The 12,305-nt window shown below is 63.9% G+C and carries 11 protein-coding genes; 10 read left to right on the forward strand and 1 reads right to left on the reverse strand.

Annotated features, from left to right (window positions below):
• Positions 1-87 precede the first annotated feature (87 nt).
• From F6X62_RS03340 to F6X62_RS03365, 6 genes are all read left to right on the forward strand, one after another.
• Positions 88-1,467 (forward strand): OprD family porin, encoded by a 1,380-nt coding sequence (locus F6X62_RS03340; protein ID WP_054893478.1) that lies wholly within the window; start codon positions 88-90, stop codon positions 1,465-1,467.
• 69 nt (positions 1,468-1,536) lie between these two features.
• Positions 1,537-3,132 carry an ABC transporter substrate-binding protein gene (locus F6X62_RS03345; protein ID WP_153772684.1) on the forward strand — a complete coding sequence of 532 codons (1,596 nt, stop codon included), beginning with the start codon at positions 1,537-1,539 and terminating at the stop codon, positions 3,130-3,132.
• A 72-nt stretch (positions 3,133-3,204) separates the two neighbouring features.
• Positions 3,205-4,215 (forward strand): ABC transporter permease subunit, encoded by a 1,011-nt coding sequence (locus tag F6X62_RS03350; protein ID WP_054893480.1) that lies wholly within the window; start codon positions 3,205-3,207, stop codon positions 4,213-4,215.
• Between the two features lie 10 nt (positions 4,216-4,225).
• Positions 4,226-5,152, forward strand: coding sequence for an ABC transporter permease subunit (locus tag F6X62_RS03355; protein WP_054893481.1), 927 nt, complete (start codon positions 4,226-4,228; stop codon positions 5,150-5,152).
• 10 nt (positions 5,153-5,162) lie between these two features.
• Positions 5,163-6,131 carry an ABC transporter ATP-binding protein gene (locus F6X62_RS03360; protein WP_153772685.1) on the forward strand — a complete coding sequence of 323 codons (969 nt, stop codon included), beginning with the start codon at positions 5,163-5,165 and terminating at the stop codon, positions 6,129-6,131.
• Positions 6,131-7,099, forward strand: coding sequence for a peptide ABC transporter ATP-binding protein (locus tag F6X62_RS03365; protein ID WP_054893483.1), 969 nt, complete (start codon positions 6,131-6,133; stop codon positions 7,097-7,099). The genes F6X62_RS03360 and F6X62_RS03365 overlap by 1 nt, the downstream gene beginning before the upstream one ends.
• Positions 7,100-7,268: 169 nt before the next feature.
• On the opposite strand, the gene F6X62_RS03370 is transcribed toward F6X62_RS03365, so the two are convergent.
• Positions 7,269-8,207 carry a hypothetical protein gene (locus F6X62_RS03370; RefSeq protein ID WP_063543127.1) on the reverse strand — a complete coding sequence of 313 codons (939 nt, stop codon included), beginning with the start codon at positions 8,205-8,207 and terminating at the stop codon, positions 7,269-7,271.
• A 241-nt stretch (positions 8,208-8,448) separates the two neighbouring features.
• Between F6X62_RS03370 and F6X62_RS03375 the strand changes: the two genes are divergently transcribed.
• From F6X62_RS03375 to F6X62_RS03390, 4 genes are all read left to right on the forward strand, one after another.
• Positions 8,449-9,273 carry a helix-turn-helix domain-containing protein gene (locus tag F6X62_RS03375; protein ID WP_178117516.1) on the forward strand — a complete coding sequence of 275 codons (825 nt, stop codon included), beginning with the start codon at positions 8,449-8,451 and terminating at the stop codon, positions 9,271-9,273.
• A 67-nt stretch (positions 9,274-9,340) separates the two neighbouring features.
• The gene (locus F6X62_RS03380; protein ID WP_153772686.1) at positions 9,341-10,747 is read left to right on the forward strand and encodes an FAD-binding oxidoreductase; all 1,407 of its coding nucleotides are present in this window, start codon (positions 9,341-9,343) and stop codon (positions 10,745-10,747) included.
• Between the two features lie 33 nt (positions 10,748-10,780).
• A complete protein-coding gene (locus F6X62_RS03385; protein WP_054893487.1) occupies positions 10,781-11,122 on the forward strand; it encodes a cupin domain-containing protein in 342 nt (113 codons plus the stop codon).
• Between the two features lie 56 nt (positions 11,123-11,178).
• Positions 11,179-12,258, forward strand: coding sequence for a polyamine ABC transporter substrate-binding protein (locus F6X62_RS03390; protein ID WP_054893488.1), 1,080 nt, complete (start codon positions 11,179-11,181; stop codon positions 12,256-12,258).
• The last annotated feature ends 47 nt before the right edge of the window (positions 12,259-12,305 follow it).

The following is a 12,305-nucleotide window of genomic DNA, read 5'->3' on the forward strand; positions in this document are numbered from 1 at the left end:
GTGAACACCCGCAGTACCGCGTCACCGAGCCAAGCCCGACCCACAAGATCGGGCCACAGATATAAGAATAGAAAGGGAGCTTTAACCTTGAAACGAACCACCAAAACCGCGCTGGCCCTGTCCATCGGCGCCTTCTGCGCCGCCGCCCAGGCAGAACCTGTCAGCCAGGACTTCTACCCGCTGAGCCTCAAGTCGGGCAGCGAGCAGGCCGACGCCTCGGGCTTCTTCGAAGGCCAGAGCCTTTCCGGCAGCACCCGCAACTGGTACGCCCGCGAACGCGCCACCCGTGCGCCGCTGTGGAAGTACTACAAGAGCGACGGCACCCGCCACGACACCCACAGCCGTGACAACTGGGTACAGGGCACCATCCTCAACTACAGCTCGGGCTTTACTCAGGGCACCGTGGGCTTCGCCACCGAAGTCGCCGCCTACAACGCCATTGCCCTCGAGCGTGGTCGCGCAGCGATTGCCGGGCCGAACAACCGCACCCTGACCCATAGCGATGGCGACCCTGTCGGCCAGTGGAGCAAGGCGGGCCTGGCCAACGTCAAGGCGCGCATCTCCAACACCACCCTCACCGTCGGCCGCCAGTCCCTGGACACGCCGATGATCGCCTACATCGGCAACCGTGCCCTGCCTTCGAGCTTCCAGGGCGTGGCGTTGCACAGCGCCGAGTTCGACAACCTGTCGTTCGACATCGGCACCTTCGACCGCGTCTCGCCGCGTACCGAGCAGAGCCTGAGCAAGTTCCGCACCGAGTACAGCGCCACCGGCGTGGAAACCGACCGTGCCAGCACCGCCGGTATCAACTACCAGCCGTTCAAGAGCCTGACCACCAGCCTGTACGCCACCAAGGTCGACGACTTCTGGAACCAGTACTACTTCGGCGCCAACCACGTGTTGGGCGACAGCGCGGTGCTGAGCCTGACCACCGGCCTGAACTACTACAAGACGGTCGATGCCGGCAGCAAGAAGATGGGCGATATCGACAACGATACCTACAGCCTCTCGTTCGGCCTCACCCACCAGGCGCACACGCTCACAGCCTCCTGGCAGCAGGTCAACGGCAACGAGTACTTCGACTACCTGCACGAAACCAACGGTATCTACCTGGCCAACTCCCTACTGTCGGACTTCAACGGCCCGAACGAGAAATCCCTGCAGATTTCCTACGTGCTGAACATGGCCCAGTACGGCGTACCAGGCCTGAAGTTCAACCTGTACAACGCCCGCGGCTGGGGCATCGACGGTACCCACTACCGCGGTACCGCCTACGACGTGCGTGGCATGGATGGCGAGACCCACTACGAGTGGGGCATCGGCACCAGCTATGCGGTGCAGAGCGGCATGCTGAAGGACACCAGCATCCGCGCCACCTATACCGCTCACCGCGCCAGCAAGGCCCAGGCCGATGGCAGCCTGGACGAGCTGCGCATCGTGACCACCATTCCGTTCAACATTCTCTGACCGCCAACGTCACGGCCCGGGCTATCCGGGCCGTGACGTCTACGCTGGAGTCATTCGCAGGGAGGTTCCATGAAATCGCTACCGCTACGCGCTGCCCTGGCAGCGATCATCCTGGGCGCTGCCGGCAACCTCGCGGCCAAGCCCCTGGTGGTGTGCACCGAAGCCAGCCCCGAAGGTTTCGATATCGTCCAGTACACCACCGCGGTCACCGCCGACGCCTCGGCCGAAACCGTGTTCAACCGCCTGGTCGACTTCAAGCCCGGCACCACCGATATCCAGCCGGCCCTGGCCGACAGCTGGGAAATCAGCGCCGACGGCCTGACCTACACCTTCCACCTGCGCCAGGGTGTGAAGTTCCACACCACCGACTACTTCACCCCCACCCGCGACTTCAATGCCGATGACGTGCTGTGGAGCCTGAACCGTCAGTTCGATGCCAAGCATCCGTGGCACGACAAGACCAGCGTCGGCTACCCCTATTTCGAGAGCATGGCCTTCGGGCAACTGCTCAAGTCGGTGAGCAAGACCGACGACCACACCGTGGTGATCACCCTTACCCGCCCGGAAGCGCCGTTCCTGCGCGACCTGGCCATGGCCTTCACCTCGATCTACTCCGCCGAATACGGCGACCAGTTGCTCAAGGCCGGCAAGACCGGCGACCTGAACAGCAAGCCGATCGGCACCGGGCCATTCGTGTTCCAGCGCTACAACAAGGACGCCCAGGTCCGCTTCAAGGCCAACCCCGACTACTTCCGCGGCAAGCCGCCCAGCGACACGCTGGTGTTCGCCATCGCCACCGACAACAACGTGCGCCTGCAGAAACTGCGGGCCAACGAATGCCAGATCGCCCTGTACCCCAAACCCGACGACGTCCCGGCGATCAAGACCGATCCCAAGCTCAAGGTCGCCGAGATCGAGGCCCTGGTCACCGGCTACATCGCCATGAATACCGAGCACAAGTACCTGAGCGACGTGCGCGTGCGAAAGGCGATCAACATCGCCTTCGACCGCCAGACCCACGTCGACCAGTTGTTCGGCAAGGGCAATGCGCTGGTCGGGGTCAACCCCTACCCGCCGACCATGATCGGCTACAACACCGCCAACAAGAACCCGCCGCGCGACCTCGACAAGGCCCGCGCCCTGCTCAAGGAAGCCGGCGTCCCCGAGGGCACCGCCATCACCCTGTTCACCCGCAACGGTGGCGGCCCAACCAACCCCAATCCGCGTTTGTCGGCCGAGATGCTGCAGGCCGACCTCGCCAGGATCGGGCTCAAGCTCGACATTCGCGTGATGGAGTGGGCCGAGATGCTACGCCGCGCCAAGAAGGGCGAGGCGGACCTGGTCTCCGCCGGCTGGGCCGGCGACAATGGTGACCCGGACAACTTCCTGACACCAATGCTCAGCTGTGATGCCGCCAAGACCGGCGAGAACTATGCGCGCTGGTGCAACCCTAAGTTCCAGGAACTGATCACCCGTGCCCGCGAGATCATCGACAACGATGAGCGTGCCAAGCTCTATAGCGAGGCGCTGGCGGTGTACGATGAGGATCAACCGTGGATCAGCATGGCCCACCCGAAGATGTTCACGGCCATGCGCGACAACGTAGAGGGATATGTCATCAACCCTCTGACCAATAACAACTTCGCCACCACCAAGGTGAAGTAGAAGAAAAACATGACCGCCGGCCTCTGCAAGGGCCGGCGGCTGCCTTGACCGGCCGATGAGGTACCTCCGACGATGTTGAGTTTTATTGCCCGGCGCCTGGGCCTGCTGATACCGACCTTCTTCGGTATCACCCTGCTGACCTTCGCGCTCATACGCCTGATCCCCGGCGACCCGGTGGAAGTGATGATGGGCGAGCGCAGGGTCGACCCTGAAATGCACGCCCAGGCCATGGAACGCCTTGGCCTGAACAAACCCCTGCCAGCCCAGTACATGGATTACATCGGCAAGCTCGCCCAGGGCGATCTCGGCGAATCGCTGCGCTCGCGCGAGAGCGTGTGGAACGAGTTCACCACGCTGTTCCCCGCGACGCTGGAGTTGGCGTTCTGCGCATTGATCTTCGCCGGGGTCTTCGGCCTGTTGGCCGGAGTGATCGCGGCGCTCAAGCGCGGATCGTTGTTCGACCATGGGGTGATGGGCGTCTCGCTCGCCGGCTATTCCATGCCCATTTTCTGGTGGGGCCTGATTCTCATCATGTTCTCGTCGGTGAGCATGGGCTGGACGCCCGTGTCCGGGCGCATCGACCCGTTGTACGACGTCGAGCCGGTGACCGGCTTCATGCTGATCGACACGCTGCTGGTGGGCGATGAAGGCTCGTTCAAGGATGCGTTCATGCACCTGATCCTGCCGACCATCGTGCTCGGGACCATCCCGCTGGCGGTGATCGCCCGCATGACCCGTTCCTCGATGCTCGAGGTGCTGCGCGAAGACTACATCCGTACCGCCCGCGCCAAGGGCCTGTCGCCGGCCCGCGTGGTGTTCGTGCACGGCTTGCGCAATGCGCTGATCCCGGTCCTGACGGTGTTCGGCCTGCAGGTCGGCACACTGCTCGCCGGTGCCGTGCTCACCGAAACCATCTTCTCCTGGCCGGGCATTGGCAAATGGCTGATCGAAGCCATCGGCGCCCGTGACTACCCCGTGGTCCAGAACGGCATCCTGTTGATCGCCTGCCTGGTGATCCTGGTCAACTTCGTCGTGGATATCCTCTACGGCCTGGCCAACCCACGCATCCGTCATCAGCGCTGAGGGCTCCGCCATGACTAACCCGACTTCCAACGCTGTGACCCAGGCCCCAACCGCCGACCACAGCCAGCTCTACCCCTCCCCGTACAAGGAATTCTGGCAGGCCTTCTCGCGCAACAAGGGCGCAGTAGCAGGCCTGGTCTTCATGTGCCTGATCGTGTTCTGTGCGCTGTTCGCCCCCTGGGTCGCGCCACACAACCCCAGCGAGCAATACCGCGACTTCCTGCTGACTCCACCGGTCTGGCTCGAGGGCGGCACCTGGCAGTTCATCCTCGGCACCGACGAACTGGGCCGCGACCTGCTCTCGCGCCTGATCCAGGGCGCACGCCTGTCGCTGCTGATCGGCCTGTCATCGGTGGTGATGTCGCTGATCCCCGGCATCCTGCTGGGCTTGTTCGCCGGTTTCTTTCCGCGTCTGCTCGGCCCGTCGATCATGCGCCTGATGGACGTGATGCTGGCCCTGCCTTCGCTGCTGCTGGCCGTGGCCATCGTCGCCATCCTCGGCCCCGGCCTGATCAACACCGTGATCGCCATCGCCGTGGTGTCGCTGCCCTCCTACGTACGCCTGACCCGCGCCGCGGTGATGGGCGAGCTGAACCGTGACTACGTCACCGCCGCACGTCTGGCCGGTGCCAGCCTGCCACGCCTGATGTTCGTCACCGTGCTGCCCAACTGCATGGCACCGCTGATCGTGCAGGCTACCTTGAGCTTCTCCTCGGCGATCCTCGACGCCGCTGCCCTGGGCTTCCTCGGCCTCGGCGTCCAGCCGCCCACGCCTGAGTGGGGCACCATGCTGGCCTCTGCTCGCGACTACATCGAGCGCGCCTGGTGGGTGGTGAGCCTGCCTGGCCTGACGATCCTGCTCAGCGTGCTGGCAATCAACCTGATGGGCGACGGCCTGCGCGACGCGCTGGACCCGAAACTCAAGAACGCCGCCTGAGGAGAGCGCCATGTCACTGTTGCAGATCAACAACCTGAACGTGCGCTTCGGCGACACCAACGCAGTACCCGTGGTAGACGGCCTCGACCTGTCGGTGGACGCCGGCGAGATCCTCGCCATCGTCGGCGAGTCCGGCTCCGGCAAGTCGGTGACCATGATGGCCCTGATGGGCCTGATCGACGCCCCCGGCCGCATCACCGCCGACAGCCTCACCTTCGACGGCACCGACATGCTCAAGCTCAGCGGTCGTCAACGGCGCAAGGTGGTAGGCAAGGACATCGCCATGGTCTTCCAGGACCCGATGACCGCACTCAATCCCAGCTACACCGTGGGCCACCAGATCGAGGAAGTGCTGCGCCAACACCTCGGTCTGAAGGGCAAGGCAGCACGCCAGCGCGCGTTGGAGCTGCTCAAGAAAGTCGAGATCCCGGCCGCCGAAAGCCGCCTGGACGCTTACCCGCACCAGCTCTCCGGCGGCATGAGCCAGCGCGTCGCAATCGCCATGGCGATTGCTGGCGAACCCAAGCTGCTGATCGCCGACGAACCGACCACCGCCCTTGATGTGACCATTCAGGCGCAGATCATGGAACTGCTGGTCAACCTGCAGAAGGAGCGCAACATGGCGCTCATCCTGATCACCCACGACCTGGCAGTGGTCGCGGAAACCGCCAGGCGGGTGTGCGTGATGTATGCAGGACAGGCAGTGGAAGTGGGCCAGGTGCCGGAACTGTTCGACATCCCCGCACACCCTTACAGCGAAGCGCTGCTGGCGGCGATCCCCGAGCACAGCATCGGCGCCGAACGGCTGGCCACACTGCCCGGCATCGTGCCTGGGCGCTATGACCGCCCCCAGGGTTGCCTGCTGTCGCCGCGTTGCCCTTATGTCCGTGACAACTGCCGGGCACAGCGTCCGGCCCTCGATCCCCAGGCCCACAGCCTGGTGCGCTGCTTCTACCCGTTGAACCAGGAGGTGGCGTGATGACTGTCGTTCTGTCCGCCCGTGAACTGACCCGTCACTACGAAGTCTCCCGCGGCCTGTTCAAGGGCCATGCACTGGTGCGCGCGCTCAATGGCGTGTCGTTCGAACTGGAGGCCGGCAAGACCCTGGCCGTGGTCGGCGAGTCCGGCTGCGGCAAGTCCACCCTCGCCCGTGCCCTGACCCTGATCGAAGAGCCGTCCTCGGGCTCGCTGCAAATTGCCGGCACCGAGGTCAACGGCGCCGACAAGGCCCAGCGCAAGCAACTGCGCCGTGATGTGCAGATGGTCTTCCAGAGCCCCTATGCGTCACTCAATCCGCGGCAGAAGATCGGCGACCAACTGGCCGAGCCGCTGCTGATCAATACCTCGCTGAGCAAGACCGAGCGCCGCGACAAGGTGCAGAAGATGATGCAGCAGGTCGGTCTGCGCCCCGAGCACTACCAGCGCTATCCGCACATGTTCTCAGGCGGTCAACGCCAGCGTATCGCCCTGGCTCGGGCGATGATGCTGCAGCCCAAGGTACTGGTCGCGGACGAACCCACCTCGGCGCTCGATGTATCGATCCAGGCCCAGGTGCTGAACCTGTTCATGGACCTGCAGAAAGAGTTCAACACCGCCTATGTGTTCATCTCGCACAACCTCGCGGTGGTGCGGCATGTCGCTGACCAGGTGCTGGTGATGTACCTGGGGCGCCCGGCGGAAATGGGGCCGAAGGAAGATATCTACGACAAGCCCCTGCATCCCTACACCCAGGCACTGCTCTCGGCGACTCCGGCCATTCACCCCGACCCGCTGAAGCCGAAGATCCGCATCGCCGGTGAGCTCCCCAACCCGCTGAACCCGCCTGATGGCTGCGCCTTCCACAAGCGCTGCCCCTATGCCACCGAGCGTTGTGGCAAGGAGATTCCGGCGTTCAGGCAGGTCGGGACGCGGCAGGTGGCGTGTCACTATGCTGAGCAGTTCCTGTAAAGCGGCATAAAGCCGCTTCTGCGGGTTGTACAGTTGCGAAAAGGGCCGCATTAGCGGCCCTTTTCTATTAGTGCATGAAGATCGCGATCAGAATGATCACCGGGATTGGCACCCCAAGCATCCAGAGCAGAATCGAGCGCATGATGGTTCCTCCAGTCGTGAATTCGAATTAACGGACAACAGTGGTCGAAGCATGCAGCGCACGCGGGTCTTCTTCGACCCAACGAGCACGGTCACGCAGGCGACCACCAAACAAGGCTGCGAAGCTTGCGAAGAACGCACCGCACAGCAGGGCGATGAAGGTCCAGATAGCGGTCCAGGCCGCAACCTTCGCTGCGGTCTCGGCAGCTTCCTGCGCAGCCTGCTTGGCCTGCGCGGCATCCTGACGCGCCTCTTCATAAACTTGCTCGACGCGGGCCTGGGCCTCGGCCTGGGTCAGGCGAGTACGCTGGGCCACCAGCTGCGCCAGGTAGGTGCGATCCTCGGCAGCCATCCCGCCATCGGCAGCCAGGCCGCGGATCAGGATCCGGCTGGCCACGCCATTGGCCGCATCCTCGCTCACCGCGACCGGGCCGTCGCCACGGAATAGACGATCCACGTAGTAGCCCATAGGGTCGGCGGCGCCTGAAGGCTTGCTCTTGTCATCGTTCATGGAAACGCTGGCCACGGCACCCGAGGCGGCAGCAGCACCCGCCGAAGCACCAGCACTGGCAAGCCCCCCTGCCGAAGACACGACCATCAACACCGTGACCAGGGTCGCAATAGCCCAGGACAGGAAGCCATGGGCGGTATCGCGGAAATACACCTCGTCACCATGCAGGTTGGCCCACTTCACTCGCAAGCGGCCAGCCATGTACCCGCCCAGCCCGGAGGCGAGGATCTGGGTAATCAGCAGCCAGACGATGGTGGATATCCCCAGCGCCTTTGCGCTGGCACCTTCGTTGGCCCAAGGCGAGGAGGCGGCAAAGCCCAGGCCCGCGCCCAGTATCACGAGGATCAACGACAACGCAGCCGCAGCAGCGGCACCGGCGAAGATGGCAGCCCAGGAAACGCCCGAGCGGTTCGGGGCCTCGGAGACAGCAGTTGGCAGATCGGCAGTGGTAATCATGATTCGGCGCCTTATGAGGGTGAGCAAAACTTCCTTTTTGTTTGCCACTCGATTGGTGCAGCGCGCGTGCCAGTTGTGACAAAAAATGACTCCCAGCTAAATCAAGCACTTAGGCAAAAACCACTTCCTAGGATCGTGCGAATCGCCCGAACCCACCCAGTTGAACAGGGCGTTATGCAGTATCCACAGGCCTGGGGCCTCAACGGTCAGCCTGCACGCCCTTGTCGGCTGAAGCAGCCCGATGCATTATCGGTCCATGACCGCCACCCTCCTTCCAGACGGCCCCGCCCAGACCCCGCTCACTGCGGAAGTCGTCATGCGCTACCACTTGTGCTGGAAGCATCGTGACCTGGATGGGGTCATGGCGCTGTATCACCCGGAAATCCAATACCACGACTTTTTCCAGAACCGCGTGCTCGGCTTCGATGAGCTGCGCGAGTACGTGCGCGTCTCGTTGCCGCACGAAGCCGGGGAAGACATCGTCCACAGCGACCGCATCCGGGTCGACGGTTGCACAGCCTTCATCCAGTACCAGGTGACGGTCCAGGGCGGTGAAGGCCTGGTGGCTTTCCAGTCCAGCGAGGCGATCACGGTCAAGGACAACCTGATCTGGCGGGTCAATGAATACGGCACGCTGATCCGCCGCGACGGCAAGGGCGCCAGCGCGTCCGGGCCACGTCCCGCCACCAGCCGCCTGGGTCTTTCGCCCCGCCAGTTGAGCACCATGGCCCAGGACCTCGAACACTATTTCCAGGCCCAACGTCCCTACCTGGACCCTGAGCTGGACCTGCAGCAGGTGGCAGAAGAAAGCGGCTACAGCCGCAACCAGATTTCCTACCTGCTCAACCAGGTGCTCGGCCAGAGTTTCTACCGCTACGTCAACCAGGCCCGCCTGCAGCATCTTCTGGCCGGGCTCGAAGGCGCAGGCTGCCGAGCCCCCATCGACGAACTGGCTTTCGATGCCGGCTTCAATTCGCTGTCGGCGTTCTACAAGTGCTTCCGCGAACACACCGGGCTCTCGCCCAAGGCCTACGTGAAGCAGATTTCTCTGCGTGCACGCACGTAAGACAGCGAAGCGCCCGCACTACTAGCATCGCTCCCAGAACCTTGAACGGAAGTGGGAGCAGTACCTGATGCAAGCCTGGCGCACGATCAGCCTCTGGATGGACCAGCTCGACGAGCCGCTCGACGCTCGCCCGTCGCTGCAACAGGACCTGGATGTCGACGTGTGCATCATCGGCGCCGGCTATACCGGCCTGTGGACAGCCTACTACCTCAAGCGCCAGGCGCCGCACCTGCGCATCGCCATCCTCGAGGCCAACACCGCAGGCTTCGGCGCCTCCGGGCGCAACGGCGGCTGGCTGATGGGCAACCTGCTGGGCGAAGACCGCCTGCTGGCCACCCTTTCCCCACAACAGCGCCGCGCCAGCGTCGACCTGCTGCATGCCATCCCTGACGAAGTGCACGGCGTGCTGCAACGCGAAGGCATCGACTGCGACTACCGCAAGGGTGGGGTCATCTACTGCGCCGCCCGCTACCCGGAGCAGGAGCGCAGCCTGCGCGCCTACCTCGACGACCTGTACCGCCAGGGCATGAACGAAGACGACTACCGCTGGCTCAAGCCCGAACAACTGGCCGGCCAACTGCGCGTCAGCAATGCCTACGGCGCGATCTTCAGCCCCCACGTCGCCACCATCCAGCCCGCCAAGCTGGTGCGCGGCCTGGCACGCGTGGTCGAGGGCATGGGCGTGCCCATCTACGAAAACACCCCGGCCAGCGACTGGCAGACCGGTGAGGTGCGCACCGCCCAGGCCAAGGTCCGTTGCCAATGGGTCGTGCCGGCGGTCGAAGGCTACGCCGCCAGCCTGCCGCCGCTGGGTCGCCATCAACTGCCCGTGCAAAGCCTGCTGGTGGCCACCGAGCCGCTGCCGGAATCGGCCTGGGAGCAGATCGGCCTGAGCCAGGGCCAGGCCTTCAGCGAAGGCAGCCGCCAGGTCACCTACGGTCAGCGCACCACCGACAACCGCCTGGTGTTCGGCGCCCGCGGCGGGTATCGCTTCGGTGGCCGCCTGCGCGAGGACTTCAGCCTCAGCGACGCCGAGATCGAGCTGCGCCGCTATCTGTTCGGCGAGCTGTTCCCGCACCTCAAGAACGTGCGCATCACCCACTCCTGGGGCGGCAACCTGGGGATGGCGCGGCGCTTCCGTCCGCACATGCTGTGCGACCGTCAACGCGGCCTGGCGCTATCGGGTGGCTATGGCGGCGAAGGTGTCGGCGCCACCAACCTGGGCGGGCGCACGCTCGCGGCACTGATTCTCGGCCAGCACAACGAACTGACAGCCCAGCCCTGGGTCCACGACAACCGCCCGCTGTCGAGCCTGGCCAGTTGGCCTCCCGAGCCCTGCCGCTGGCTAGGCTACAACGCGATCATCCAGAGTTTCGTCCACGAGGACCGCACCCTCGCCAACCCGGCCAGCCCGGCCTGGCGGCGGCGCCTGGCCAGCAGCCTGGCCGGATTCATGGAAGGTTTCATGCACTGAGTTGCACCCACTACCACAAGAGATCCTGCAGTCATGAGCATCACCCAGTTCAAGCACACCGACAGCGCCGCGCTGGAAACCTCCAACCCGGTCGCCGTCCCCCTCGGAGAACCCGTCGCAGTGACATCGGTCACCTGCGTCGAACGCAACGATGGCGTCGAAACCGGTATCTGGGAATGTACGCCCGGGCGCTGGCGCCGGCAGATCGTGCAACAGGAGTTCTGCCATTTCATCAAGGGCCGCTGCACCTTCACCCCCGACGGTGGCGAGCCCCTGGTCATAGAAGCCGGAGACGCACTGATGCTACCGGCCAACAGCACCGGGATCTGGGATATCCAGGAAACGGTGCGCAAGACCTACGTACTGATTTTCTGATCCGCTGATCGCCTGCCGTTCTTCGATAACAACAGACAAAGCAAGGTAAACCGGACATGCGCAAACTCCTCCTCGCCCCCCTGATGCTGGCTGCTGGCGTCGCCAGTGCCGCCGACTCGGTGAAGATCTACAACTGGTCCAGCTACATCGCACCCGACACGCTGCAGAACTTCCAGAAAGCCACCGGCATCGTGCCCACCTACGATGTCTACGACAGCAACGAAACCCTCGACGGCAAGCTGATGACCGGCAACTCCGGTTACGACGTGGTCTTCCCCTCCAACCACTTCATGGCCCGGCAGATCCAGGGCAAGGCCTTGAAGAAGCTCGACAAGAGCCAGCTGCCGAACTGGCAGAACCTCAATCCGGTGCTGCTCAAGGCGCTGGAGGTGAACGACCCCGGTAACCAGTACGGCTTCCCGTACCTGTGGGGCAGCACCGGCATCGGCTACAACATCGACAAGGTCAAGGCCGTGCTCGGCGACAAGGCACCGGTCGATTCGTGGGACCTGGTGTTCAAGCCCGAGAACATGGAAAAGCTCAAGAGCTGTGGCGTGGCCATGCTCGACAACGGCCCGGAGTTGCTGCCGATCGCCCTGAACTACCTGGGCCTGCCGCCGCACAGTCAGAATCCCGATGACTACAAAAAGGCCCAGGCACTGCTGATGAAAGTACGTCCGTACATCAGCTACTTCCACTCCTCGAAGTACACCGGCGACCTGGCCAACGGCAACATCTGCGTGGTGGTCGGTTTCTCCGGCGACGTGCTGCAGGCCAAGAACAGCGCCGACGATGCGAAGAACGGGGTAAAGGTGGGTTACTCGATTCCCAAGGAGGGTGCACCGCTGTGGTTCGACATGGTCGCCATGCCGGCCGACGCTCCGGACGAGAAGGCAGGCTACGCCTACATGAACTACCTGCTGCAGCCTGAGGTGATGGCCGGCATCAGTAACTCGGTGCAGTACGCCAACGGCAACGCCAAGGCCGATGCTCTGGTCGATCCGGCGCTCAAGCAGAACACCATGATCTACCCAAGCGCGGATGTGATGGGCAAGCTGTTCGCCCTGGAAGCGATGCCGGCGAAGATCGACCGCATTCGCACGCGGCTCTGGACCAGCATCAAAGCGGGTAACTGAAGCTCCGCCTCTCCCCCCGCAGACACCAGGGTGTCTGTGGGGGTACA

The sequence above is a fragment of the Pseudomonas sp. MNR3A genome (genome assembly GCF_009650575.1).
Classification (GTDB): domain Bacteria; phylum Pseudomonadota; class Gammaproteobacteria; order Pseudomonadales; family Pseudomonadaceae; genus Aquipseudomonas; species Aquipseudomonas machongensis.